23 protein-coding genes are annotated in these 23,824 nt (G+C 67.9%); 9 read left to right on the top strand and 14 right to left on the bottom strand.

The window, feature by feature from the left end; genetic code table 11:
• Positions 1 to 73 precede the first annotated feature (73 nt).
• Positions 74 to 1,066, top strand: coding sequence for a hypothetical protein (locus ACQZ13_RS08990; RefSeq protein ID WP_431051165.1), 993 nt, complete (start codon positions 74 to 76; stop codon positions 1,064 to 1,066).
• Here the strand turns inward: ACQZ13_RS08990 and ACQZ13_RS08985 are convergent.
• From ACQZ13_RS08985 to ACQZ13_RS08960, 6 genes are all read right to left on the bottom strand, one after another.
• On the bottom strand, positions 1,036 to 1,782 hold the full coding sequence (locus ACQZ13_RS08985) for an ABC transporter ATP-binding protein (protein ID WP_431053172.1): 747 nt from the start codon (positions 1,780 to 1,782) through the stop codon (positions 1,036 to 1,038). The two genes, ACQZ13_RS08990 and ACQZ13_RS08985, sit on opposite strands and share 31 nt — an antisense overlap.
• Positions 1,783 to 1,814: 32 nt before the next feature.
• Positions 1,815 to 2,597 (bottom strand): ABC transporter ATP-binding protein, encoded by a 783-nt coding sequence (locus tag ACQZ13_RS08980; RefSeq protein WP_431051163.1) that lies wholly within the window; start codon positions 2,595 to 2,597, stop codon positions 1,815 to 1,817.
• Positions 2,594 to 3,997, bottom strand: coding sequence for a branched-chain amino acid ABC transporter permease (locus ACQZ13_RS08975; RefSeq protein ID WP_431051161.1), 1,404 nt, complete (start codon positions 3,995 to 3,997; stop codon positions 2,594 to 2,596). The genes ACQZ13_RS08980 and ACQZ13_RS08975 overlap by 4 nt, the downstream gene beginning before the upstream one ends.
• Before the next feature lie 15 nt (positions 3,998 to 4,012).
• Positions 4,013 to 4,957, bottom strand: coding sequence for a branched-chain amino acid ABC transporter permease (locus ACQZ13_RS08970; RefSeq protein ID WP_431053170.1), 945 nt, complete (start codon positions 4,955 to 4,957; stop codon positions 4,013 to 4,015).
• 132 nt (positions 4,958 to 5,089) lie between these two features.
• The gene (locus ACQZ13_RS08965; RefSeq protein WP_431051159.1) at positions 5,090 to 6,361 is read right to left on the bottom strand and encodes a branched-chain amino acid ABC transporter substrate-binding protein; all 1,272 of its coding nucleotides are present in this window, start codon (positions 6,359 to 6,361) and stop codon (positions 5,090 to 5,092) included.
• A gap of 134 nt (positions 6,362 to 6,495) precedes the next feature.
• Positions 6,496 to 8,166: a 3-(methylthio)propionyl-CoA ligase gene (locus ACQZ13_RS08960; protein ID WP_431051157.1), complete on the bottom strand. Its 1,671-nt coding sequence runs from the start codon at positions 8,164 to 8,166 to the stop codon at positions 6,496 to 6,498.
• A gap of 278 nt (positions 8,167 to 8,444) precedes the next feature.
• Here ACQZ13_RS08960 and ACQZ13_RS08955 point away from each other — a divergent pair, with 278 nt between their 5' ends.
• Complete coding sequence (locus ACQZ13_RS08955; protein WP_431051155.1) at positions 8,445 to 9,986, top strand: methyl-accepting chemotaxis protein; 1,542 nt, start codon at positions 8,445 to 8,447, stop codon at positions 9,984 to 9,986.
• 239 nt (positions 9,987 to 10,225) lie between these two features.
• Here ACQZ13_RS08955 and minE read toward each other — a convergent pair whose 3' ends face one another.
• The 3 genes from minE to minC are packed head-to-tail and all read right to left on the bottom strand — an operon-like array spanning position 10,226 to position 12,325.
• Positions 10,226 to 10,489, bottom strand: a complete 264-nt coding sequence (minE, locus tag ACQZ13_RS08950; RefSeq protein WP_088403459.1) for a cell division topological specificity factor MinE — start codon at positions 10,487 to 10,489, stop codon at positions 10,226 to 10,228.
• Positions 10,490 to 10,506: 17 nt separating this feature from the next.
• On the bottom strand, positions 10,507 to 11,319 hold the full coding sequence (minD, locus tag ACQZ13_RS08945; protein ID WP_088403458.1) for a septum site-determining protein MinD: 813 nt from the start codon (positions 11,317 to 11,319) through the stop codon (positions 10,507 to 10,509).
• A 52-nt stretch (positions 11,320 to 11,371) separates the two neighbouring features.
• Positions 11,372 to 12,325 (bottom strand): septum site-determining protein MinC, encoded by a 954-nt coding sequence (gene minC, locus ACQZ13_RS08940; protein ID WP_431051152.1) that lies wholly within the window; start codon positions 12,323 to 12,325, stop codon positions 11,372 to 11,374.
• A 945-nt stretch (positions 12,326 to 13,270) separates the two neighbouring features.
• On the opposite strand from minC, the gene ACQZ13_RS08935 reads away from it, so the two are divergent.
• The 4 genes from ACQZ13_RS08935 (at position 13,271) to ACQZ13_RS08920 (ending at position 17,561) form a co-directional block, all read left to right on the top strand.
• The gene (locus ACQZ13_RS08935; RefSeq protein WP_431051150.1) at positions 13,271 to 14,263 is read left to right on the top strand and encodes a bile acid:sodium symporter family protein; all 993 of its coding nucleotides are present in this window, start codon (positions 13,271 to 13,273) and stop codon (positions 14,261 to 14,263) included.
• Between the two features lie 54 nt (positions 14,264 to 14,317).
• Positions 14,318 to 16,363: a methionine--tRNA ligase gene (gene metG, locus ACQZ13_RS08930; RefSeq protein ID WP_431051148.1), complete on the top strand. Its 2,046-nt coding sequence runs from the start codon at positions 14,318 to 14,320 to the stop codon at positions 16,361 to 16,363.
• A gap of 70 nt (positions 16,364 to 16,433) precedes the next feature.
• A complete protein-coding gene (locus tag ACQZ13_RS08925; protein ID WP_331614960.1) occupies positions 16,434 to 16,637 on the top strand; it encodes a DUF3460 family protein in 204 nt (67 codons plus the stop codon).
• 81 nt (positions 16,638 to 16,718) lie between these two features.
• A complete protein-coding gene (locus ACQZ13_RS08920; RefSeq protein ID WP_431053168.1) occupies positions 16,719 to 17,561 on the top strand; it encodes a segregation and condensation protein A in 843 nt (280 codons plus the stop codon).
• A 3-nt stretch (positions 17,562 to 17,564) separates the two neighbouring features.
• On the opposite strand, the gene ACQZ13_RS08915 is transcribed toward ACQZ13_RS08920, so the two are convergent.
• From ACQZ13_RS08915 to ACQZ13_RS08905, 3 genes are all read right to left on the bottom strand, one after another.
• Positions 17,565 to 18,314: a response regulator gene (locus tag ACQZ13_RS08915; RefSeq protein WP_431051145.1), complete on the bottom strand. Its 750-nt coding sequence runs from the start codon at positions 18,312 to 18,314 to the stop codon at positions 17,565 to 17,567.
• Positions 18,315 to 18,643: 329 nt separating this feature from the next.
• A complete protein-coding gene (locus ACQZ13_RS08910; RefSeq protein ID WP_431051143.1) occupies positions 18,644 to 19,096 on the bottom strand; it encodes a MaoC family dehydratase in 453 nt (150 codons plus the stop codon).
• A gap of 63 nt (positions 19,097 to 19,159) precedes the next feature.
• A complete protein-coding gene (locus ACQZ13_RS08905; protein ID WP_431051141.1) occupies positions 19,160 to 19,834 on the bottom strand; it encodes a ParA family protein in 675 nt (224 codons plus the stop codon).
• Positions 19,835 to 19,895: 61 nt separating this feature from the next.
• Between ACQZ13_RS08905 and ACQZ13_RS08900 the strand changes: the two genes are divergently transcribed.
• From ACQZ13_RS08900 to ACQZ13_RS08890, 3 genes are read left to right on the top strand one after another with little or no spacing between them, the layout of a single operon-like run.
• The gene (locus ACQZ13_RS08900) at positions 19,896 to 20,516 is read left to right on the top strand and encodes an NAD(P)H-dependent oxidoreductase (RefSeq protein ID WP_431051139.1); all 621 of its coding nucleotides are present in this window, start codon (positions 19,896 to 19,898) and stop codon (positions 20,514 to 20,516) included.
• On the top strand, positions 20,516 to 22,486 hold the full coding sequence (gene kefC, locus ACQZ13_RS08895) for a glutathione-regulated potassium-efflux system protein KefC (RefSeq protein WP_431051137.1): 1,971 nt from the start codon (positions 20,516 to 20,518) through the stop codon (positions 22,484 to 22,486). Before ACQZ13_RS08900 ends, kefC begins: the two co-directional genes overlap by 1 nt.
• Positions 22,487 to 22,511: 25 nt before the next feature.
• Positions 22,512 to 22,952 (top strand): DUF1841 family protein, encoded by a 441-nt coding sequence (locus ACQZ13_RS08890; protein WP_431051135.1) that lies wholly within the window; start codon positions 22,512 to 22,514, stop codon positions 22,950 to 22,952.
• Between the two features lie 77 nt (positions 22,953 to 23,029).
• Here ACQZ13_RS08890 and ACQZ13_RS08885 read toward each other — a convergent pair whose 3' ends face one another.
• Positions 23,030 to 23,419 (bottom strand): hypothetical protein, encoded by a 390-nt coding sequence (locus ACQZ13_RS08885; protein WP_088403448.1) that lies wholly within the window; start codon positions 23,417 to 23,419, stop codon positions 23,030 to 23,032.
• 35 nt (positions 23,420 to 23,454) lie between these two features.
• Positions 23,455 to 23,778, bottom strand: coding sequence for a flagellar biosynthesis anti-sigma factor FlgM (gene flgM, locus ACQZ13_RS08880; RefSeq protein ID WP_088403447.1), 324 nt, complete (start codon positions 23,776 to 23,778; stop codon positions 23,455 to 23,457).
• Between the last annotated feature and the right edge of the window lie 46 nt (positions 23,779 to 23,824).

The following is a 23,824-nucleotide window of genomic DNA, read 5'->3' as shown; positions in this document are numbered from 1 at the left end:
GCCCGCTCGCCGGACGAACCGGTCCGGTCGACCCGGGACTGAGCCCCCCACACTGTTCAGATGGAACCCCACGATGCCCCACCCCTACCCCAACGACCGTTCCGGCCTCTCTGGAGGGGACACCGAGACCCGTCTCGATCCCCGCGCGTTCCAGGTCGACGCTCCGGCGACATCTCCCTGGTCGCTGCCCGCGGACGAGATGGACCAGATGGAGCGACTCGAGCGCGGTGAAGCACTGCGCTTCTCGCCGTCGGTCGAGCGCTACCTGGATCGCGTCGCGCAAGCCGACGAGGCCTGGGACTGCAGCCGCGCCCGGCTGGCGTTTTCGCCGGCCAGGTTGCAAGCTCCCGGCGACGACGAGCGGGCAGCGATGATCGGCGAGGTGCCCCTGTGCCTGCTGAACGCTCGCCAGCGGGGGCAAGCCCTGGCACTGCGGGAGCACGGACGGCGTCCATCGGACGCGCCCGCCCCCGATTTCTCCATGCAGGCCTCCCTGACGGACCTGACCATCGCCTGCATGGAGGCCCTGTATGCCGCTCGCGGCGACACCACGGTCTCGTGGACCCAGGCGCTGGCGCGGCTGGCCCGATGGGAGACGCAGGCGCCCTCGGACCGGGAGGCCCAGGCCCGGGCGAGCGGCGGACGCGCGCTGCGCCAGGTCGTCAAGGACCGCTCCGACGACACCCTTCGTCTGCAGGGAGACGGCCTCAACCAGGACGCCCGTGAATTCTCGTTGCCGCCTCGCACCCTGCTCGCCGGGCTCGGTCTGGCATCGCGCGAATTCCTGGCCGACCTGGGTCAGGCCAGGCCGCTGGACATGGCGGCATTCCATGACGCCGTGGCAGTCGTGCACGCGCGCTACTGGGACCTGCGCCTCGACAGCCACGCCGAGGTGAGCCCCGCGTTGATTCCGGACTTCGCCACGCATGTCGGCCTGCGCGGCGACCCCGAGCGCTGTGGCCGCCTCGTCCTGGCACTCGCCGCACGACCGGGAGGCGAGCTCCGGACCGTTTGCCTCCATCTGGCCGAAGCGGCTCAGACCTCCAGCCACTCCTTGCGCACATAGGCGTTCGCGCGCAGGTCCGCGGGCGTGCCTTCGAACACGATGCGCCCGTGGCCCATCACGTAGCAGCGCTCGGAGATCTCCAGCGCGATCGCCAGCTTCTGCTCGACCAGCAGCACCGACACGCCGCGCCGCTTGAGCTCCTTGAGGTACTCCGCGACCAGCTCGACGATCTTGGGCGCCAGGCCCTCGGTCGGCTCGTCGATCATGATCAAGTCGGGGTCGCCCATCAAGGTGCGGCACAGCGTCAGCATCTGCTGCTCGCCGCCGGACAGCACGCCGGCCTCGGTGTGCTGGCGCTCCTTCAGGCGCGGGAACATCGCGTACATGTCGTCGAAGGCCCAGCGCGGCTTGGCGCCCTTGCGACCGCCCTTCTCTCCGAGCATCAGGTTCTGGTGCACGGTGAGCTTGGGGAAGATGTCCCGGTTCTCCGGCACGTAGCCGATGCCGCGGTGCGCGATCTCGTAAGCCTTGCGACCCAGCAGCGCCTCGCCGCCCCAGGCGATCGAACCGGTCCCGTCGACCTGCCCCATGATGGTCTTCACCGTCGTCGAACGCCCCGAGCCGTTGCGGCCCAGCAGGCTGACGATCTCGCCCGGACGGACCTCCATCGTCACGCCGTGCAGCACGTGGCTCTTGCCGTAGAAGGCATGGACGTTGTCGAGCTGCAGCGCGCGCGTGCCCGCGACGGCAGCGGCCCCCGACGACGCGGCGCGCATCGCGCCGATGTTGGAGTCGTTCATCGCGACGGTCATGCGTGCGCTCCCGCGGACTGCGATTCGGCCAGCACCGAGCCGAGGTAGGCCTCCTGCACGCGCGGGTTCGCGCGCACCGCGTCGGGCGTGTCGAAGGCGATCACCTCGCCGTAGACCAGCACCGCGATCTTGTCGGCCAGGCCGAAGACCACGCCCATGTCGTGCTCCACCGTCAGCAGGGTGCGGCCTTCGGTGACCTGGCGGATCAGCTGGATGAAGCGCTTGGTCTCGCTCTTGCTCATGCCCGCCGTCGGCTCGTCCAGCAGGATCACCTGTGCGCCGCCGGCGATGGTGATGCCGATCTCCAGCACGCGCGCCTCGGCGTAGGTGAGGTTGACCGCCGGCACGTCGCGCTTCTTGTCGAGGTGCAGCATCTCCAGCAGTTCCTCGACGCGGTCGTTGACGTCGTCCATGCCGGCGAGGAACTTCCAGAACGCGTACTTGTGGCCCATGGACCAGAGCAGCGCGCAGCGGATGTTCTCGAACACCGACAGCCGCGTGAACAGGTTGGAGACCTGGAAGCTGCGCGACAGCCCGCGGCGGTTGATCTGGTAGGGCGACAACTGGTCGATGCGCTCGCCGAAGAGCCGGATCTCGCCGCTGGTGGGCGCGAAGCGGCCGCTGATGAGGTTGAACAGCGTGGACTTGCCGGCGCCGTTCGGACCGATGATCGCGACGCGCTCGCCGGGCTTCACCGCCAACTCCGCGCCGCGGATGATCTCGCTCTTGCCGAAGCTCTTGCGGACGGACTTCAGTTCCAGTGCGTACGGTGCGCTCACAGGCTCTCCCTCCGCTTGATCTCTTTCTCGATCTCTTCCTGGGCCCGGTCCCACTCGGCGCGGAACTCGCGGCGCACCAGCTCGAACAGGCCCAGCCCGGTGAGCAGCACGAAGCCGGCGCCGAACCAGGACTCCACGCTCTTCGCATCGAGCGCCACGCCCAGGTAGCTCATCTTCGGGCCGAGCGCCTCGTTGAGCTGCAGGTGGTAGAGCATCTCCACCATCGCCGAGCCGCCGACCAGCATGGTCAGCGCCGCGCCGGCCAGGCCGAGGTACGACGGCCACAGCGAGCGCAGCTTGCCGAAGGCCGCCAGCCGCAGGTTCATCATGATCAGCGAGGCGATGCCGCCCGGCGCATACATCACCATGAACAGGAAGATCAGGCCGAGGTAGAGCAGCCAGGCCTTGGTGAGCTCCGACAGCAGCACGGTGGCCACGACCATCAGCACCGCGCCGATGATGGGCCCGAAGAAGAAGGTCGCGCCGCCGAGGAAGGTGAACAGCAGGTAGGCGCCCGACTTCGCCGCGCCGACCACCTCGGCGTTGACGATCTCGGTGTTCAGCGCCGACAGCCCGCCCGACACGCCGGCGAAGAAGCCTGCGATGAGGAAGGCGAGGAAGCGCACCCACTGCGTGTCGTAGCCGATGAACTCGACGCGCTCGGGGTTGTCGCGCACCGCGTTGAGCATGCGGCCCAGCGGCGTGCGCGTGAACGCGAACAGCAGCGCCGTGCAGACGAAGGCGTAGATCGCGATCAGGTAGTACACCTGGATCTGCGGCCCGAAGGTGATGCCCCAGACCGCCTTGCCGACGACGCGGTTGGAGGAGACGCCGCCCTCGCCGCCGAAGAACTCCGGCAGCATCAGCGACATCGACCAGATCAGTTCCCCCAGCCCCAGCGTGATCATCGCGAAGGGCGTGCCGGACTTCTTCGTCGATACGTAGCCGAACAGCGCGGCGAAGAACAGGCCCGCGAGACCGCCGACGAGGGGCACCAGCCCGACCGGCAGCGCCAGCTGCCCCGCGCCCACGACGTTGAGCGTGTGGATCGCCAGGTAGGCGCCCAGGCCGGTATAGACGGCGTGGCCGAAGCTCAGCATGCCGCCCTGCCCCAGCAGCAGGTTGTAGGACAGGCACGCGATGATGGCGATGCCCATCTGCGACAGCATGGTCTGCGCCAGGCCGCTGGTCCACATCAGCGGCGCCACGATCAGCGCCAGCGCGTAGAAGCTCCAGATCAGCCAGCGGCCGACGTTGTGGGGCTTGAAGTGGTAGGTCTCGCCGCGCCTGGCGCGCACGTGGACGCGACGGGTTCCGCCGTGGGCCGGACCGGCGGAGGGCGAGCCCGGCGTTGAACCGGCGGGAGCGCCGGACGTGCCGGGCGTGGCGGAGGAAGACATGACGACGGACATCGGTCAGCCCTCCCGCGTGCCGAGCAGGCCCTTGGGCCGGAAGATCAGGATGAGCACCATCAGCAGGTAGGGCAGGATGGGCGCGACCTGCGCCAGGGTGAGCTTGAGCAGCGGATAGCCGAAGCTGTCGGGGCCGAGGCTGAAGACCTGGGCCAGGGAGACGTCGATGGTCAGCGGCAGGGTCTGCAGCAGCCCGATGACGAGGGAGGCGACGAAGGCGCCGGCGAGCGAGCCGATGCCGCCGATGACCACCACCACGAAGATGATGGAGCCGACCAGCACCGCCATCGACGGCTCGGTGACGAAGGTGACGCCGCCGATGACGCCGGCCAGCGCCGCGAGCGCGCAGCCGCTGCCGAACACCAGCATGAACACGCGCGGCACGTTGTGGCCGAGCGACTCGACCATCTCCGGATGCGTGAGCGCGGCCTGGATGACCAGGCCGATGCGGGTGCGCGTGAGCAGCAGCCACAGCGACAGCAGCATGAACAGCGCGACCAGCATCATGAAGGCGCGGGTCAGCGGGAACTTGGAGCAGCTGGCCGCGGCGCAGACGGCGGCCGGCGCGTCGCCCCAGGCCAACCGCAGCGCCTCGCCCGGCGCGTGGATCAGCGTGAAGGCCGCGCCCTGCAGCGAGGGCGGCGGCGGGAACGGGACCGCCGTGCGGCCCCACACCAGCTGGACCAGCTCCAGCACCACATACGACAGGCCGAAGGTGATCAGCAGCTCCGGGACGTGGCCGAACTTGTGGACGCGCCGCAGCGCGCCCCGCTCGAACACGGCCCCGAGGCCGCCCACCACCAGCGGCGCGAGGAACAACGCGGGCCAGAACCCGATCCACCCGGCGATGGAGTACGCGACGTACGCGCCCAGCATGTAGAAGCTCGCATGCGCGAAGTTCAGCACGCCCATCATGCTGAAGATCAGCGTCAGGCCGGAGCTGAGCATGAACAGCAGCAGTCCGGAGGACAGGCCGTTCAGCAGGTTGATCAGGATCTGTTCCAAGAGTTCATCCTCTCAATCGCGTCGCATCACGCGACACCACCGCGAGCCGTCCGGCTCGCGGTGTGCGGATGCGCGTCAGCTGGGACGCTTCATCTGGCAGGACGTCGGCGTGCTCGACACGTACGCGTCGTAGGTCTTCACCGGCGCGAAGTTGAAGCCGGTGTTCTCGACGTTGTACGGATGCTTGGCGTCGACCTTCTCCCAGCGCGAGATGTAGATCGGCTGCTGCAGCTGGTGGTCGCCCTTGCGGATCTCGACATCGCCGTTGAAGGACTTGAACTTCAGCCCTTCCAGCGCCGCGGCGACCTTCACCGGGTCGGTGCTCTTGGCCTTGGCCATCGCCGCGCCCAGCGCCGAGTAGATGTGGATGACGCTGCCGGTGTAGAAGTCGTCGTTGAACTTGGCCTTGAACTCGTTGGCCCAGGTGTCCATCTGGCCGCCCATGTTGTTGTAGTTGTAGGCCGCCTGGTAGACGCGTCCCGCTCCGGCCGCGCCCATGGCCGTCGGCGTGCCGGTGACGCCGGCGTAGTAGGTGTAGAACTTGCCGTTGTAGCCGGCCTCCGACGCGGCCTTCACCAGCAGCGCCAGGTCCGAGCCCCAATTGCCGGTGATCACCGTGTCCGCGCCGCTGGCCTTGATCTTGGCCACATAGGGCGCGAAGTCGCGCACCTGGGCCAGCGGGTGCAGGTCCTCGCCGACGATCTGGACGTCCGGCCGCTTCTTGGCCAGCCCTTCCTTGGCGTACTTCGCGACCTGGTGGCCGTGCGCGTAGTTCTGGTTGAGCAGGTAGACCTTCTTGACGTCGGGCTGGTCCTTCAGGAAGGTGGTGATCGCCTCCATCTTCATCGAGGTGTCGGCGTCGAAGCGGAAGTGCCAGTAGCTGCACTTGCTGTTGGTCAGGTCCGGGTCCACGGCCGAGTGGTTGAGGTACACGACCTCCTTGCCGGGATTGCGCTCGTTGTGCTTGTTGACGGCGTCGATGATCGCCAGCGCCGCGCCCGAGCCGTTGCCCTGCGTCACGTAGCGCACGCCCTGGTCGATGGCCGACTTCAGCGCGTTGAGCGACTCGGCGGGGCTGAGCTTGTTGTCGATCGGGATGATCTCGAACTTCACGCCGGCCGGGTTGGTGGCGTTGAACTTCTCGGCGAAGAACTGGAAGGACTTGACCTGGTTCTGACCCACCGGCGCCATCAGGCCCGACAGCGGATCGATCCAGGCGATCTTCACCGTCTCGCCCTTCTGCGCGTAGGCGCCTGTGGCTGCCGTGACGGCAAAGGCGGCCACCGCGATGGCGCGCGCCACGGGACGGACCGGCGAGGAAATCGAACGCGTGCTGTGCTTGCTCATGCTTGTCTCCTGATGTGCTTTGTGTGTGTGCAAGGGCGTGAAGCGGCGGGTACGACGGACCGCAGGTGACTGCGGTGAACTGCAAAGAGAGGGGCGGCGGTGAACCTCCTGCGGATGACGCGGGACCGGCGGGCTCAGCAGCCCGGCAGCTTGTGGCCCTTGAACTGCTCGCGCAGCTTGAGCTTGAGCATCTTGCCGGTGGCGGTGTGCGGGATCTCGTCGACGAACACGACGTCGTCGGGCACCTGCCACTTGGCGATCTTGCCCTCGTAGAAGGCGATCACCGCCTCGCGCGTCAGCGCGGCGCCGGCGTCGGTGGGCTTGCGCACGACGACGAGCAGCGGACGTTCGTCCCACTTCGGATGCGCGACGGCGATGACGGCGGCCTCGTGCACGGCGGGATGCGCCATGGCGATGTTCTCGACGTCGATGGAGCTGATCCATTCGCCGCCGGACTTGATCACGTCCTTGCTGCGATCGGTGATCTGCATGAAGCCGTCGGCGTCGATCGCGGCGACGTCGCCGGTCGGGAACCACAGGCCCGCGTCGCGGCCGTCCTCCCCGGTGACGCGGATCAGCGGCGAGCCCTCATGGCCGAAGTAGCTGTCGATCACCCACGGGCCGCGCACGACCAGGTTGCCCGAGCTCTTGCCGTCCCACGGCAGCGCCTGGCCGCCGTCGTCGACGACGGCCATGTCCACGCCGTAGATCGCCTTGCCCTGCTTCTCCAGCAGGTGACGCTGCTGCTGCTTGGGCAGCTCCAGCTGGCGGCTGCTCAGCCGCGACAGCGTGCCCAGCGGCGACATCTCCGTCATGCCCCAGGCGTGGATCACGTCCACGCCGTAGTCGTCCATCAGCGTGCGCAGCATCGCCGGCGGGCAGGCCGAGCCGCCGATCACCGTGCGCTTGAAGGTCGAGAACTTCAGCCCGTTCGCGCCGACGTAGTTCAGCAGTCCCAGCCACACGGTGGGCACGCCCGCGCTGAAGGTGACCTTCTCGGTCTCGAACAGCTCGTAGAGCGACTTGCCGTCCAGGTGCGGCCCGGGCAGCACCAGCTTGCAGCCGACCAGCGCGGTGCTGTAGGGCAGTCCCCACGCGTTGACGTGGAACATCGGCACCACCGGCAGGATCACGTCGCGGCGCGAGGACGCCATCGCGTCCGGCAGCGCCGCGCCATAGGCATGCAGCACCGAGCTGCGGTGGCTGTACACGGCGCCCTTCGGATGGCCGGTCGTGCCGCTGGTGTAGCAGATGCTGGAGGCGGTGTTCTCGTCGAACTCGGGCCAGACGTAGTGACCGTCCTCGGCGGCGATCAGTTCCTCGTAGCAGCGCAGGTTCGGGATCGAGGACTCGGCCGGCATGTGGGCGCGGTCCGTCATCAGGATGAAGTGGCGCACGTGGCCGAGCTGCGGCGCGAGCTTCTCGACCAGCGGCAGGAAGGTCAGGTCGAAGCACAGCGCGCGGTCGTCGGCGTCGCCGGCGATCCACGCGATCTGCTCGGGGAACAGGCGCGGATTGATCGTGTGGCAGACCAGGGCGGAGCCCGAGGTGCCGTAGTAGATCTCCAGGTGGCGGTGGCCGTTCCAGGCCAGCGTGCCGACGCGCTCGCCGGGCTTCAGCCCGAGCCGCGCGAAGGCCTGCGCGAGCTGCCGGGCGCGGAGCTCGACCGCGCCCCAGGTGGTGCGGTGCAGGTCGCCCTCGACCCGCTTGCTGACGATCTCGGTATCCCCGGAATGGCGCGCCGCATGCTGGATCAACGATGAGATCAGCAAGGGCATCGACATCATCTGGCCCATCAGTGCCATGTCGTCTCCTGGATATTGTGGCCGGAGCCTCTCGGCCATCGGCTCGCGTGGAACGCGATCCGACGGCGCACGGGCGCCTTGATTTCGGCTGTTCGAGTCAGTCTATCGACCGCCCCGGGCGCCTCGCGTCACCCTAGTGACGCGGCGGCGTTTCCGGCATAGGGGATTACACGGGACCGCGGCGGGCACAAGCTCTCTTGGCAGCGTCACGCGGCGGTGCTCAGATTCGGTGCGTCCAGGTGCTCACATCGAAAAACCAGAACCCCCAGGAGACGACGATGCGGCTCAACGACCTTCCCCTCACCAGCAAGCTCAACGGCGCGATCGTGCTGCTGCTCGTGTCGATGCTCGTGGTCGGCATGTTCACGCTGTGGCGCGGCGATCGCATCACCGGCGAATCCAGCGCGGCGATCGAGGCCGCGCAGGACATCATCCGCAAGTCCGTGCAGTGGCAGGGCATGACGCAGACGGCGGTGGCGCGCAGCATGGCGAGCGCGATCAGCTCGGACCCGGCGGTCGGCGAACTCTTCAAGGCCAACATCGCCAACGATGCGCCGGAGGTCGCCAAGCTGCGCGAGCAGATCGCCGCCGAGGCCACGCGGCCGGAGGACCAGGCCAAGCTCAAGGAGATCGTCGGACTGGGGCAGACGCTGCTCGCGGCCAGCAAGAAGGCGCGCGAGTCCGGCGCGACCGGCGACTGGAGCGCCACCAGCCGCATCGTGCAGAACGAGTACGTGCCGTCGGTGAAGGTCTACCTGGAGGCGATCGGGCAGTTCGTCGCGATGCAGGAAGCCCACGCGCAGCAGGCGCGACAGGCCGCGGCCGACGCGCGCGCGGCATTGCGCTGGCAGGCGGGATTCGGCGCGCTCGTCATCGCCGCCGTCGGGCTGTTCACCGCATGGCTGCTGAGCCGCGCGATCGTGACGCCGATGGCGCAGGCGGTGAAGGTCGCGGAGGCCGTGGCCGCCGGCGATCTGCGGTCGGAGATCCGCGTCGAGAGCCGCGACGAGACGGGACAGCTGCTGGGCGCGCTGCAACGGATGAACGAGAGTCTCACGCGCATCGTCGGTCAGGTGCGCATGAGCAGCGACTCGATCGCGACGGGCACCGGCGAGATCGCCAGCGGCAATGCCGACCTGTCGCAGCGGACGGAGGAGCAGGCCTCGAACCTCGAAGAGACGGCGGCGTCGATGGAGGAGCTCACCGCGACGGTGAAGCAGAACGCCGAGACCGCGCGCACGGCGACGCAACTGGCGCAGACGGCGTCCACCGTCGCTGCCGAAGGCGGCGAGGCGGTGCAGCAGGTGGTCGCGGTGATGCGTCAGATCGACGAGAGCTCGCGCCGCATCACCGACATCATCGGCACGATCGACGGCATCGCTTTCCAGACCAACATCCTGGCCTTGAACGCGGCCGTCGAGGCGGCGCGCGCCGGCGAACAGGGACGCGGCTTCGCGGTCGTCGCCAGCGAGGTGCGCGCGCTGGCACAGCGCAGCGCGGCGGCGGCCAAGGAGATCAAGACGCTGATCGTCGACAGCGGCACCAAGGTGGAAGCCGGCACGCGCATCGCGGGCTCGGCCGGCGAGACCATGGGCCAGATCGTCGAGCAGGTGAAGCGGGTCTCCGACCTGATCGCGGAGATCAGCCACGCCAGCGTCGAACAGAGCCAAGGCATCGGCCAGGTCGGCGACGCCATCACGCAGCTGGATCAGGTGACGCAGCAGAACGCCGCGCTCGTCGAAGAAGCCGCCGCGGCAGCCGAGAGCCTGAAGCACCAGGCCGCGCAACTGAATCAGGCCGTCGCCGTGTTCAGGCTCTGAGCCCTTCGCTCCGGCTGCGGAAAGGCGTCCCTATCGGACGGCTCTTGAGAGACGCCGACAAATCCTTGATCTGCGGACTGCGGGAGGCCGCTGGCCCTCACCCCTGCCCTCTCCCGCAAGCGGGAGAGGGAGTAAGAAGGGTGGCGCCATCAGGGGACAGCTCGGTGCATTCTCACTCCCTCTCCCGCTTGCGGGAGAGGGCGGGGGTGAGGGCCAGCAGCGGTGGCAGTACTACAGGGTCAGAGCTTGCGGCCTTCGGGCAGCTCGATCTTCACTTCCAGGACTTCGAGGTCGTCCTGGCGTTCCATGTGGACCTTGATGTCGTCCGGGTTGATGGAGACGTACTTCGAGATGACCGCCAGCAGCTCGCGCTGCAGTTGCGGCAGGTAGTCGGGGCTGGCGCCGCGACCGTTGCGTTCATGGGCGAGGATCAGCTGCAGGCGCTCCTTGGCGACGCTGGCGGTGCTTTTCTTTTCGCCCAGGAAGAAGGACATGAATCCCATGGTCTCTCCCTTGGGTGTCAGCGACTGAACAGACGCTTGAAGAAGCCCGGCTTGACGGCCTCGACGAAACGCATCGGCTTGTCTTCGCCCAGGAAACGGGCAATGACGTCGGCGTAGGCCTCGGCAACATCCGTTCCCTTCATGTGGATCGCCGGCAGGCCCTGGTTGGACGCCTGCAGCACCACTTCGCTTTCCGGGATCACGCCGATCAGCGGCGTGCGCAGGATCTCGTGGATGTCCTCGAGCGAGAGCATCTGCCCGCCTTCGACCCGGTTGGGGTTGTAGCGCGTGATCAGCAGGTGCTCCTTGACGGGCTCCTTGCCTTCGATCGCGCGTTTGGTCTTGCTGTTGAGCATGCCCAGGATGCGGTCGCTGTCGCGCACCGAGGAGACCTCGGGATTGGTCACGACCAGCGCCTCGTCGGCGTAGTGCATGGCCATCAGCGCGCCGGTCTCGATGCCGGCCGGCGAGTCGCAGACGATGAAGTCGAACTCCATCGCCTTGAGCTCGTCCAGCACGCGCTCGACGCCCTCCTGCTTGAGCGCGTCCTTGTCGCGCGTCTGCGAGGCCGCCAGGATGAACAGCTTGTCCAGCTGCTTGTCCTTGATCAGCGCCTGGCTGAGCTTGATCTCGTCGTTGATGACGTTGATCAGGTCGTACACGACGCGGCGCTCGCAGCCCATGATCAGGTCGAGGTTGCGCAGGCCGACGTCGAAGTCGATCACCGCCGTCTTGTAGCCGCGCATCGCGAGGCCGGTGGCAAAGCTGGCGCTGGTGGTGGTCTTGCCCACACCGCCCTTGCCGGAAGTCACCACAACGATCTTGGTCATGGGGCTGGGTCCTTTTTTCTCAGAGTGTTCGGTTGGGGAGGAATCCGCGGGCTCAGACGCCCAGCGGCTCCATCAGCAGCTTCTCGCCGTCCAGGCGGACCTGCGCGGCCTTGCCCCGGACGTTGTCCGGCAGCGGGTTCTCGCTGGTGCGGTAGATGCCGGCGATGGCGATCAGCTCGGCCTCCAGCTGCTGCGCGAAGATGCGCGCGTCCGTGTTGCCGCGCGCGCCCGCGATCGCCTTGCCGCGCAGCGGCGCGTAGACGTGGATGCTGCCGTCGGCGATGACTTCGGCGCCGTGGTTCACCGCCGCCAGCACCACCAGGTCGGCGCCCTTGGCGTAGACCTGCTGGCCGGAGCGCAGCGGCTTGTCGACGTAGACGGTCTTGGCCTCCGTCGGCACCGGCACTTCCACCGGACGCTCGACGATGACTTCCTTGATGACCTGCTGGACGACCTTCTCGACGCGGGGTTCGCGGGGTTCGCGGACGTCGCGCACCGGCTGATCGGGCGCCTCGGCCAGGCCCAGCTCGGCCGCCTGCGCGAGTTCCGCCGCGTTCGCCCCGATCACGCCCACCGGCTGCAGCCGGTGACGGCGCAGCAGCGGCAGCACGGCGGCGATGTCCACGCGGGCGGCGACCGCCTCGGCCGCAGCAGCGACGACGACGGGGGCCTCGGCTTCCAGACTCAGTTGGCCCTGGCCATCGACGTTCGTGAGCGGCTCCGCGCCCTGCTCCGCCCGAACGGCGGTGTTTGCCGCCTCGTTCGCGGAAACGTCCGCCGTCACGGCCGCCGGCAACTGGCTCAAGTCCAGCAGCAGCGGATCGTGGTGGAACGCATCGGGCGTTTCGCCCAGCTTGGCCTGGAGCTCCGCGTCGAGCGCGGCCGGGTCGGCCGTCTTCAGGACGAAGGCGAGCAGGCTCAGCGAGGCGCTCTTCAGTTCAAAAAGTTCCGGCGTCTTGCCGGCGGACGATCGCCCGGATGTATTGCCCGCCACTGCCTGCGTCATGAAAGAAATGAGGAATGCGTTTGCAAAGTCGCGGATTTTAGCGGTGCGCGAGGCCCTCCCTTTAGGGGCCTGCCCAGCCCGCACGGTCCCCAAAGCCGTCACACCCCCGGCTCGGGCGTGTCATGTCGCGTCAGCGCATCGTCACACACGGGCCCCGGGCTGCCTCATTTTCGAGCAAACCAGGGGAATACCGCTCGTGACAAGCACTTGCAAGCGTCATCGGCCATTGACACACATGCTTGTCCACAGGGGCGGGGGATAGATCGCCCGTTCGGAGGGAAGACAGCGCTACCGTCAGGTCGCCTCTTCCGGCGTCATCGGAGGGTTGTCAACCCAAAAATCGAGGATGCGGGGCTTGACTTATCCCCATTCAGCCGCTCCACCGCTCCCGCGAACCGTGCTGCTGCATCGCAGCTGATCGTTTTCCCGGGACGCCGCTAAGCTGTTGATTCATATAGCGCGATTTCGCTTGCCCGGAAATGAGGCACGGAACCTCGGGGGACCGTCGATCAAGGGTTTAGAGCAATCCCCGGCAGGTTTCCCACACAGTTATCCACAGTCTCGGTGGATAGCTTTCCGGGGTCTTTGAAATCAAGCATTTAGCGCGATTCCTTGAACCGCCGGACGAGGTCATCTACCTCTTCGGCGGGATGCCGGAGGGTGTCTGGGCCGTGCGACAGGGCCGTTGTTCGTTACAAACGCAGCCCGATCGGCCGATCGCCGGACCGTCCGCTCGTGCGAATGCCGTCACGGATGCACCAGGCTGCGTCACGAATCCGACATCCGGGGCGACCAGCGTTTCTCCGGACGGAGAAATCAAGGCGCGGCAAGGCCAATGACAGGTGGGCAAGTCGCGGTCCCGATAGAGTCCCTGCTTTTCTCCCCCGATTCCTCCCAATTCCTCCCGATGGGTGACATGCCGGCAGCGCCGGCGAAAGGTTGACGATGGGCATCCGGTCCTGGCTCCGCAAGGAGTGGTTTCTGCTGGCGCTGGTCGGCGCGGTGGCGCTGGCCAGTTTCTGGCCGGACCTGGGTCGCAGCGGCGGCCTGCTGCGGCTGGAGGTCGTCAGCAACTGGGGCGTGGCCCTGGTGTTCTTCCTGACCGGGCTGGGCCTGTCCGCCGCGGCGCTGCGCGACGGCGCGCTCAAGTGGAAGGTCCACGTGCTGGTGCAGCTCAGCACCTACGCCCTCTTCCCGCTGCTGTGGTGGGGCTTCAGCGCCCTGTTCGGCCGCTGGCTGCCGCAAGACCTGGCGCTGGGTTTCGCCTACCTCTGCGCGCTGCCGTCGACGATCTCGTCCTCCGTCGCGATGACGGTGCTGGCCAAGGGCAATGTGCCCGCGGCGATCTTCAACGCCAGCGTCTCCAGCCTGCTGGGCATCGTGCTGACGCCGCTGCTGGTCGCGCTGATGGCCGGCACCAGCGGCGCCACCCTGCCCTTCGGCGAGGCGGTCTGGAAGCTGACCCAGCTGCTGCTGCTCCCCCTGGTGGCCGGCCAGTTGCTGCGCCCGGTGCTGCTGGGCTTCTACATGCGCTACAAGTCCCGCATCACGCTGATCGACCGCTGGGTGATCATCCTGCTGGTGCTGTCGGCGTTCAGCGACTCGGTGGCCTCGGGCCTGTGGCGCGACCATGGCGCGGAACTGCTGGTCAAGGCCGCCCTGGGCGCCGCGCTGTTCCTGGCCGCGGTGATCGTGCTGAGCCGCCTGGCGTCGCGCGCGATGGGCCTGTCCGTCGAGGACGAGATCGCCGCCGTGTTCTGCGGTTCCAAGAAGACGCTGGCCTCCGGCGTGCCCATGGCCAAGCTGCTGTTCGGCGCGCATCCGGCGGTCGGCGTGATCGTCCTGCCGATCATGTTCTATCACCAGCTGCAGCTGATCCTGTGCTCCTGGCTGGCCCAGCGCTACGCGGCGCGCGTGACTGCTGTTTCCGGCGCCTAAAATGATCGGTTCCCCGGGAATCCCCCGGGGGCCCCCGCAGCCCTGAAAAGCGCCATGACCCGCAAGCTCTTCGTCACCACCGCCCTCCCGTACGCCAATGCGAATTTCCACATTGGCCACATCATGGAGTACACCCAGGCCGACATCTGGGTGCGCTTCCAGCGGATGCAGGGCAGCGAGGTGCACTTCGTCTGCGCCGACGACGCGCACGGCGCGCCCATCATGATCGCGGCCGAGAAGGCCGGGAAGAGCCCGCAGCAGTTCGTCGCCGACATCGCCGCGGGCCGCCAGCAGTACCTGGACGGCTTCCACATCAGCTTCGACAACTGGCACTCCACCGACGGCGCGGAGAACCACGAGCTGTCCAAGGAGATCTACCGCTCGCTGCGCGCCAACGAGCTGATCTCGGTGAAGACCATCGAGCAGTTCTTCGATCCGCAGAAGGCCATGTTCCTGCCCGACCGCTTCATCAAGGGCGAGTGCCCGAAGTGCGGCGCGAAGGACCAGTACGGCGACTCCTGCGAGGTCTGCGGCGCGGTCTACACCCCCACCGAGCTGAAGAACCCGTTCTCCGTGCTCACCGGCGCGACGCCGGTGATGAAGAGCTCCGAGCACTATTTCTTCAAGCTGTCCGACCCGCGCTGCGTCGAGTTCCTCGAGCAGTGGACGCAGGCGCCCGGCCGCCTGCAGCCGGAAGTGCTCAACAAGATCAAGGAGTGGTTCACCAAGGACGAGGACGGCAACGGCGGCCTGGGCGACTGGGACATCAGCCGCGACGCCCCGTACTTCGGCATCGAGATCCCCGACGCGCCGGGCAAGTACTTCTACGTCTGGCTGGACGCGCCCATCGGCTACCTGGCCTCGCTGAAGAACTACTTCGGCAAGACCGGCCGCGACTTCGACGCGTTCGTGAAGGACGAGTCCACCGAGCAGGTCCACTTCATCGGCAAGGACATCACCTACTTCCACACGCTGTTCTGGCCGGCGATGCTGCACTTCAGCGGCCGCAAGACGCCCAACCACGTGTTCGTGCACGGCTTCCTCACCGTCAACGGCGGCGAGAAGATGTCCAAGAGCCGCGGCACCGGCCTGGATCCGCTCAAGTACCTGTCGCTGGGCATGAACCCGGAGTGGCTGCGCTACTACCTCGCCGCCAAGCTCAACAGCAAGGTCGAGGACGTCGACTTCAACCCCGAGGACTTCGTCGCCCGCGTCAACTCGGACCTGGTCGGCAAGTACATCAACATCGCCAGCCGCGCGGCGGGCTTCCTGTCCAAGCGCTTCGGCGGCCAGCTGTCGGCCGATGTCGGCGTCGAGGGCCGTGCGCTGCTGGACGGCCTGCGCGCGCACAAGGGCACCATCGTCGAGCTGTACGAGACCCGCGAGTTCGGCAAGGCCCTGCGCGAGATCATGCTGCTGGCCGACCGCGTCAACGAGTACGTGGACCAGAACAAGCCCTGGGACCTGGCCAAGCTCGAAGGCAAGGACCAGGTGCTGCAGGACGTCTGCACCGTCTGCATCGAGGCCTTCCGCCTGCTGTCGATCTACCTGAAGCCGGTGCTGCCGGCGCTGGTCGCCAAGGTCGAGGCCTTCCTGCAGGTTGCGCCGATGACCTTTGTCGACGCCGACCGCGCGCTGGGCGCGCACAGGATCGGCGGCTATGAGCATCTGATGCAGCGCGTCGACCCGAAGCTGCTGGAAGCGCTGTTCGAGCCGCCCGCGCCGCCCAAGGTCGTCCCCGGCGGCGAGGAACTCGCGCCCGAGATCAAGATCGACGACTTCGCCAAGGTCGACCTGCGCATCGCCAAGATCGTGAAGGCCGAACTGGTGGACGGCTCGGACAAGCTGCTGCGACTGACGCTGGACGTCGGCGAAGGCCGTCTGCGCAACGTGTTCAGCGGCATCCGCAGCGCTTATCAGCCGGAGCAGCTCGAAGGCAAGCTCACGGTGATGGTCGCCAACCTGGCGCCGCGCAAGATGAAGTTCGGCGTGTCCGAGGGCATGGTGCTGGCCGCCAGCCACGCGGACGAGAAGGCGAACCCGGGCATCTTCGTGCTGGAACCTTTCCCAGGCGCCCAACCCGGCATGCGTGTTCGCTGAGCCCAGGCTCATCCAACACCGACCGCCTAGAATCCACCCCAGTTTTCGAACATTCGATCAAGAGACGACCATGCCGCTGTTCTGGAAGAAATACGAGTCCGAAGCCACGCAGTTCATCAACGAACTGAAGGCCAAGAAGCCGACGCTGGAAGCCGAGCAACGCGCCGGTCGCGCCCTGCTGTGGGACCGCGAGCAGGACCGTCAGGCGCAGGCCGGCTACAACGACGCCCGCGTGTCGCAGCAGGCCTACGTCTACCAGACCAAGTCGGAATAAGCAGGACTGCGGCCTCCCCGCCCGTCCCGCCCGACCGTCGTTCCCTGCGTGAGCAACGCTGACGACACCCGCGATACCGCCCTGACGCTGCCGGATCCTCCGGCGGATCAGGGCGGCGACGCTTCCACGCCCGACATGGTCGACCATGTCGCCGTCGCACGGCTGTACGGCGAACCGCTGTTCGCCATGCCGCAGGACCTCTACATCCCACCGGATGCGCTGGAGGTGTTCCTGGAGGCCTTCCAGGGACCGTTGGACCTGCTGCTGTACCTGATCCGCAAGCAGAACTTCAACATCCTCGACATCCCGCTGGCCGAGGTCACGCGGCAGTACCTCAGCTACGTCGAGCAGCTGCGCAAGCACAACCTGGAACTGGCCAGCGAGTACCTGCTGATGGCCGCGATGTTGATCGAGATCAAGTCGCGCATGCTGCTGCCGCCCAAGAAGACGGACGACGGCGCCGAACCCGAGGATCCTCGAGCTGAACTGGTCCGACGCCTGCTCGAGTACGAGCAGATGAAGCAGGCCGCGATGCGGCTGGACCAGATGCCGGTGCTGGGCCGCGACTTCCTGCGGGCGCAGATCCACATCGAGCAGTCGCTGGCGCCTCGGCTGCCGGACGTGCACGTCGACGACCTGCGTGCGGCCTGGGCGGACCTGATGCGCCGCGCCAAGCTGAACCAGCACCACAAGATCTCGCGCGAGCAGCTGTCGGTGCGCGAGTACATGTCGCACCTGCTGCGCCGGCTGCAGGGGCAGCGCTTCGTGGAGTTCGAGGACCTGTTCGAACTGGACAAGGGCACGCAGGTGGTGGTCGTGTCCTTCATCGCGATGCTCGAACTGGCGCGGGAGCGCCTGGTCGAGATCACGCAGGCGGAAGCCTTCGCGCCGATCTACGTGCGCCTGGCCTACTCGCCCACTTGAGCTTCAGCGGAAGGTCGTGAACGCGGCGTTCGGCTGACGCTGGACCATCTGCCCGACCGCCAGCACGGCCTGCGTGCGCGAGCTGACGCCCAGCGCCTTCAGCACGGCGGCGACGTGGTCCTTGATCGTCTCGACCGACACGCCCAACTCGCGGGCGATGATCTTGTTCGGCTTGCCTTGCAGCAGCAGCGCCAGCACGTCGGTCTGACGCGGCGTCAGTTGCAGGCTTTCCAGCCCTTCCGTGGTCTGGTAACCCGCCTGGCTGGCCAGCGCCTGGACCTGGTTCAGCTTGGCGCTGTTGCCCGGCGCCGCTTCGGAGGCGGCGACGGCGACCGGCTCGGGTTCCGGCGGCGCATCCGAGCCCAGCGACATCGGAGGCACGTAGATCCCGCCCGACATCACCAGCTTCAGCGCCTGGGCCAGCACGTCGTTGCCGGTCCGCTTGGGGATGAACCCCATCGCGCCCTGGTCGATCGCGCGGATCACGTCGCTGGCGCGGTCGGAAGCGGAAATCACCACCACCGGGAGCGACGGGTACTGCGCACGGAATTCTTCCAGCACGTCGAACCCGCTGGCATCGCCCAGATTCAGATCCAACAGCACCAGGTCGAAGTCCTGGCGCGACTTCAGCGTGTCTCGCGCCTGAGCCGCGCTGTCGGCGCCCAGCACCTGCACGTCTTCACCCAGACCTTGAATCACGGTCTGCAGCGCGGCCAGGATCAGCGGGTGGTCGTCGATCAGCAAAACCCTCACGGGCGTCTCTCCTTGGATGGTCGGACTGCGACGAGGGGAGCCTCCCCACCGGCCATACCGAATAACTTTCGAACGAAGTCGAGATCATAGGCGGCCACTCCGGGGCCGGCACTCCCCCTTACGGTGGCATCAGAAACAGTAGAAAGTTCTATTGGCAAACTGAGAATTTTGTATTCGCACATCGAGGTATCGACGTGTGAGGGCCGTCCATCGAGTGTGTCGACGGAGAGCGGGCGCTTCGGAAATGATGGAAACGACAGCGCGGGGCGATTACCGCCCAGAACTCGGGGGTCGCCAATGCGACAGCGGAGCCGGTCGGCCCCGCGCGGTCAGCGGTACTGCCGCGTCAGCGATTCAGCGATGCAGACCGGTTTGCCGCCGGCCTCGCGCTCGACGGTCACCTCGACCATCATCTGCACCCCGCCCTCGACCGGCTCCAGGCGCTTCAGGACGAAACGCCCCCGCAGCCGGCTGCCGACCGGCACCGGTGCCGGGAACCGCACGCGGTCCAGGCCGTAATTGATGCCCATGCGGGTCTCCCGCACCCGGAAGGCGGTCTCGTAGAAACGCGGCAGCAGGCTGAGCGTCAGGAAGCCATGCGCGATCGTGGCGCCGAAGGGACCTTCCGCGGCGCGCGCCGGGTCGGTGTGGATCCACTGCTGGTCCTCGGTCGCGTCGGCGAAGGCCTGGATCCGCGACTGGTCCACCGCGATCCACTCGGACACGCCGATCTCCTGGCCCACGAGGGGCGTCAGGTCTTCCAGCTTCTCGAACATCCGCATCCCGGTCTCCTGTCGTTCTGAGGTCTTCAGCGCCGGCAGGTCGCGGGTGGGCGCGGCAAGGGGTCAGTCCTTGCCCGCCTTCCCCGGCCGGTCCAGCCAGGCGCAGAGTCGTTGCCACTGTTCGAGATCGCGGGCCACGCGGCCCGGGGCGATGTCCCAGAGCGTCAGCCCGCGCGCGGCGAGCTGCACGTAGTTCTGGGTGTCGCGCAGCTCGGCCAGCAGCGGCAGCCCGAGCTGCTCGATGAACTGGTGGAGCTGCTGCTGCGACAGCGTCCCTTCGCGCACGCGCATCGCCACGAGGCCGATGTCGAGCACGCCGGATTTGCCCTCGGATTTGCCCTCGGACTTGCCGCGATCCTTGACCGCATCTTGCAGCTCGCGCACGAAGTCGTATGTCGCCTGGATGTCAAAGAGGCTGGGCTGCAGCGGCACGACCACGCGATCCGCCACTTTCAGCGCCTGCGCCAGCTTCTTGCCGTGCAGGCCGGCGGGGGTGTCGAGCACCGCGTGCGACACGCCCTTCGGGGTGCGCAGCTGCTCGGTCGAGGCCAGTTCCCAGCCGCGGATCGCCGGCAGCGCCGCGGGCCGCTGCGCGAGCCAGCGCGCCGAGGACTGCTGGCGGTCGATGTCGCCCAGCATGACCGCGTGCCCGCGATGGGCCAGGAATCCCGCGACGTTGCTCGCGAGCGTGCTCTTGCCGACCCCGCCCTTGGGGTTGGCGACCAGGATCACCGGCATGGCCTCTCCTCTCCTCGATGAGGTGCGTCGGATGTTATGCGATGCCGCAAAATCGGCCGCCATGAGCGCCCCCTCCTCCATCCTCATCCTGGCCGCGCATCCGGACCTGGCCCATTCCCGCGTCACGCGGGCGATGCTGTCCGCCGCGCACGGCCTGCCCAACGTCCGCGTGCGCGATCTCTATGCGCTGTACCCGGACTACTCGATCGACACGCACGCCGAGCAGGAGGCGCTGCGCGACGCCGAGATGCTGGTCTGGCTGCATCCCATGCACTGGTACGGCATGCCCGCGCTGATGAAGCTGTGGGTGGACGAGGTGCTCAGCGTCGGCTTCGCCTACGGCCAGACCGGCCACGCGCTGCACGGCAAGGACCTGTGGCTGGTGACCTCCGCCGGCGGGAGCGAGCACTCGTACAGCGCCGAGGGCTACAACCGCCACCCGGTCGGCGACTTCCTGCTGCCCTACGCACAGACGGCCGCGCTGTGCGGCATGCGCTTCCTGCCGCCGCTGATCCTGCACGGCGCGCAGAAGGCGCCGGCCGAGCAGGTCCAGGCCCATGCACAGGCCTTCGTCGAGGGCCTGCGTGTCCTGCCCGAATGGTGCGAACGTCAGCCCGATCCCGCCCAGGAGACGGTCCCCGACGACGAGCGCCCGGTGCGCGAGGAAGGAGCGCCGGTCTGATGGATGTCTCCACTCCGATGAACGCGGCGTCCGCCGCGATGGCCGCAGCCTCCGCCGCCGTGACGGCGACCGAAGCCGCCGCGCACGGCGCCCATGGCAACTGGCTGCTGACCCCGCTCGTCCTGCTGGCCGCCGCGGTGCTCGCGGTGCCGCTGGCGCGCGGGCTGAAGCTGGGCTCGATCCTGGGTTACCTGGTGGCGGGCGTGCTGCTCGGACCGCAGGTGCTGGGGCTGATCAGCCAGCCGGCGACGGTGCTGGAGGTCGGCGAATTCGGCGTCGTGCTGATGATGTTCCTCGTCGGCCTGGAGCTTGAGCCCAAGCGGCTGTGGGCGATGCGCCGGCCGATCTTCGGCTGGGGCTCGGCGCAGATGCTGGGCTGCGCGGCGCTGCTGCTGATCCCGTCCTTCTTCCTCGACGCCGACTGGCATGCCGCGGTCATCGCGGCGCTGGGGCTGGCGATGTCGTCGACCGCGGTCGCGCTGGCCACGCTCAGCGAGAAGAACCTCGGCAACACGCGCGCCGGCCAGAGCGTCATCAGCGTCGCGCTGCTGCAGGACATCGCCGCGATCCCGGTGCTGGCGCTGGTGCCTATCCTGGCGAGCCAGGGCCGGCCCGCGGCGGGCCATTCCGGCGGACGGATCTGGCTGGCGCTCGGCGCGCTGGTGCTGATCGTGCTCGGCGGCCGGCTGCTGCTGCGCCCGCTGCTGCGCTGGATCGCGCGCAGCGGCACGCCTGAGATCTTCACCGCGGCCTCTCTGCTGCTGGTGCTCGCCGCGGCGATGCTGATGCAGAAGGCCGGGCTGTCGATGGCGCTGGGCGCGTTCGCAGCCGGCGTGCTGCTCGCCGAGAGCGAGTACCGCCGCGCGCTGGAGGCCGACCTGGAGCCCTTCAAGGGTCTGCTGCTCGGCATGTTCTTCATCGCGGTCGGCATGGGCCTGGACCTGACGGTGCTGTGGCAGAAGCCGCTGGCCGTGCTCGGCCTGCTGGCCGCGCTGTGGCTGTGCAAGGGTCTGGTCCTGGCGGTGCTGGGCCGCGCGATGGGTCTGCCCAGACCGGAGCGCGCGGTCTTCGTCATCCTGCTCGCGCAGGGCGGCGAATTCGGTTTCGTCGTCTTCCAGCTGGCCGAGCAGGCCACGCTGCTCGACGCCTCGCAGCGCTCCGTGCTGGTGGCGGCGGTCGCGCTGTCGCTGGCGCTGACGCCGGCGCTGCTGGCCTGGGCGCAGCGGCGCGCCGGCCAGATCGAGCGCAAGTCCCCGCACGAGCTCACCGAACAGCAGGAGTCGACGGTGATCATCGCGGGCTTCGGCCGCTACGGCCAGATCATCGGACGGATGCTCTTCGCCAACGGCATCCCCGCGACGGTGCTGGACCACGACGCCGACACCGTCGAATCGCTGCGCCGTTTCGGCTGGCGCGTGTTCTGGGGCGACGCCACGCGGCTGGAACTGCTGCGCACCGCCGGCGCGCAGCATGCGCAGGTGCTGGTGCTCGCGGTCGACGACTTCAACCACAGCGTGAAGATCGCCGAGATCGCGCGGCAGCACTTCCCGCACCTCACGATCGTTGCGCGGGCGCGCAACGTCCAGCACTACTACGCGCTGCGCGAACTGGGCGTCGAGCTCATCGAGCGCGAGACGCTGGACTCCGCGCTGATGAGCGCGCGCAGCGTGCTGCAGCAGCTCGGCTGGGAGCCGCATGCGGCGCGTCAGATGGCGTGGCGCTTCCGGCGGCACACGGTCGAGCAGACCGAGGAGCTCCGCCCGCACCGCGGCGACCTGGACACGCTGATCGCGATGTCCAAGCGCGGACGCGAACAGCTGGAGGAGCGCCTCGCGGCGGAACGCAAGGCGCTGGCGGAGGGCAAGGTCCGCAACCCGTGGCAGGACCCGCATCTGGCGCCGGGGGCCGCGCCCGGCGTGGCTGGCGCGGCGCCGGAACCCTCCGAACATCCTCAGCCCGGCAAGGCCTGACCAGGGCGGCGACAATCGGACGCTTATGTTTGCCCCTTCCCAACTCGAAGTCCGGCGTTTCTTCTGCCAGACCTATCGCAAGTACCGCGACAAGCTGCCGCTGACGCCGATGGAGGCGATCGCCTCGGACTGGATCGAGCAGCACCCCGAGTACCACGAGGACCTGTCCGACGAGGACGCCGCGCTGGCGGCGGTCTATACAGTCGAGGACGGCCGCACGAATCCTTTCCTGCACCTGTCCATGCATCTGAGCCTGATGGAGCAGCACCAGATCGACCAGCCGACGGGCGTTCGCCAGGCGCTGGACCTGCTGGCGGCCCGCCGCCAGTCGCTGCATGAGGCCCACCATGAGGCCATGGAGTGCCTGGGCGAGATGATCTGGTCCTCGCAGCGCAGCGGTCTGCCGCCGGACGGCCACGTCTACCTGGATTGCCTGCGTCGCAAGGCGACCCGTACGCCCACCTGAATCGACCTGAACGCCGATCCGGAATGCAAAAGGCCACGCACTGCGTGGCCTTCTTCATGGCAGAGGGAAACCGGGGCTCAGGCCTGGATTGCTCCGCCCAGACCCGACTTGCGCTCGCTCTTGCCGGATGCGCCGTACAGGCCGCTGGGCTCCCCGGGCATCAGCACGTCGATGGCGCGGTCCAGCGCCGCGGTGGCGCGGGCCAGCGATTCGCGCTGGGCCGCCACCCGGCCGCCGGCCTGCATCAGGCGGGTGCGCAGGCCTTGCGGCACGGTGCCGGTGCGGGCGGCCGCGCTGAACTGTTCGATCGCCCGGGCCAGCGCCGCGTGCAACGACGCCGCGTGCAGCTCGATGGCCTGCGAGTCACGTCGATGCAGCGCATCACCGAGCAGGTTCAGGCAGCTTTCGACGTCCTGGAGCGGCTGCTCCAGATCGACGGCGGTCGTGGTCAGAGGCGTGGCGGTCATGGGCGTCACCGGAAAAGCTGGGGCCGTGGGGCGATTCAGTGCGACTGCTGGGTGCGGCCCAGCATTTCGGACGCGTTGGCGATCAGCTTGTCGGCGATCGCGTCGGCGTTGATCTTGAACTCGCCCTTCTCGATCGCGCTGGCGATGCGGGCGACCTTCTCCGCGTCGAAGCTGCCGTCGTCCGAACCCGGGCCCGCGATCAGGCTGCTCGCCGTGCTCGACAGCTCGACCTTGGATCCCTCGTTCGAGGGAGCGGCGGCGCCGCCCTTGGCGGTCTTGGCGCCACCCTCGGTCGCGCCGGCAGCGGTGCCGCCGACTTTCGAGTAGGCGTTGATGTCAGCGTTGTTACCGATCTTCATGGCGTTTCTCCATGGGCCCGAGAACTTCCGGATCCCTTCCATTAGC

The organism is Roseateles sp. L2-2, from assembly GCF_050613215.1.
Taxonomy (GTDB): domain Bacteria; phylum Pseudomonadota; class Gammaproteobacteria; order Burkholderiales; family Burkholderiaceae_C; genus Roseateles; species Roseateles noduli.
Note: the sequence above shows the minus strand (reverse complement) of the source record. Positions and strands in the feature narration are given on the sequence as shown.

Coding starts and splice junctions, on each gene's coding strand:
- ACQZ13_RS08990 (WP_431051165.1), top strand. CDS start 74: ATGCCCCACCCCTACCCCAACGACCGTTCCGGCCTCTCTGGAGGGGAC.
- ACQZ13_RS08985 (WP_431053172.1), bottom strand. CDS start 1,782: ATGCGCGCCGCGTCGTCGGGGGCCGCTGCCGTCGCGGGCACGCGCGCG.
- ACQZ13_RS08975 (WP_431051161.1), bottom strand. CDS start 3,997: ATGTCTTCCTCCGCCACGCCCGGCACGTCCGGCGCTCCCGCCGGTTCA.
- ACQZ13_RS08970 (WP_431053170.1), bottom strand. CDS start 4,957: ATGCTCAGCTCCGGCCTGACGCTGATCTTCAGCATGATGGGCGTGCTG.
- ACQZ13_RS08965 (WP_431051159.1), bottom strand. CDS start 6,361: ATGAGCAAGCACAGCACGCGTTCGATTTCCTCGCCGGTCCGTCCCGTG.
- ACQZ13_RS08960 (WP_431051157.1), bottom strand. CDS start 8,166: ATGGCACTGATGGGCCAGATGATGTCGATGCCCTTGCTGATCTCATCG.
- ACQZ13_RS08955 (WP_431051155.1), top strand. CDS start 8,445: ATGCGGCTCAACGACCTTCCCCTCACCAGCAAGCTCAACGGCGCGATC.
- minE (WP_088403459.1), bottom strand. CDS start 10,489: ATGGGATTCATGTCCTTCTTCCTGGGCGAAAAGAAAAGCACCGCCAGC.
- minD (WP_088403458.1), bottom strand. CDS start 11,319: ATGACCAAGATCGTTGTGGTGACTTCCGGCAAGGGCGGTGTGGGCAAG.
- minC (WP_431051152.1), bottom strand. CDS start 12,325: ATGACGCAGGCAGTGGCGGGCAATACATCCGGGCGATCGTCCGCCGGC.
- ACQZ13_RS08935 (WP_431051150.1), top strand. CDS start 13,271: ATGGGCATCCGGTCCTGGCTCCGCAAGGAGTGGTTTCTGCTGGCGCTG.
- metG (WP_431051148.1), top strand. CDS start 14,318: ATGACCCGCAAGCTCTTCGTCACCACCGCCCTCCCGTACGCCAATGCG.
- ACQZ13_RS08925 (WP_331614960.1), top strand. CDS start 16,434: ATGCCGCTGTTCTGGAAGAAATACGAGTCCGAAGCCACGCAGTTCATC.
- ACQZ13_RS08910 (WP_431051143.1), bottom strand. CDS start 19,096: ATGCGGATGTTCGAGAAGCTGGAAGACCTGACGCCCCTCGTGGGCCAG.
- ACQZ13_RS08905 (WP_431051141.1), bottom strand. CDS start 19,834: ATGCCGGTGATCCTGGTCGCCAACCCCAAGGGCGGGGTCGGCAAGAGC.
- ACQZ13_RS08900 (WP_431051139.1), top strand. CDS start 19,896: ATGAGCGCCCCCTCCTCCATCCTCATCCTGGCCGCGCATCCGGACCTG.
- kefC (WP_431051137.1), top strand. CDS start 20,516: ATGGATGTCTCCACTCCGATGAACGCGGCGTCCGCCGCGATGGCCGCA.
- ACQZ13_RS08890 (WP_431051135.1), top strand. CDS start 22,512: ATGTTTGCCCCTTCCCAACTCGAAGTCCGGCGTTTCTTCTGCCAGACC.
- ACQZ13_RS08885 (WP_088403448.1), bottom strand. CDS start 23,419: ATGACCGCCACGCCTCTGACCACGACCGCCGTCGATCTGGAGCAGCCG.
- flgM (WP_088403447.1), bottom strand. CDS start 23,778: ATGAAGATCGGTAACAACGCTGACATCAACGCCTACTCGAAAGTCGGC.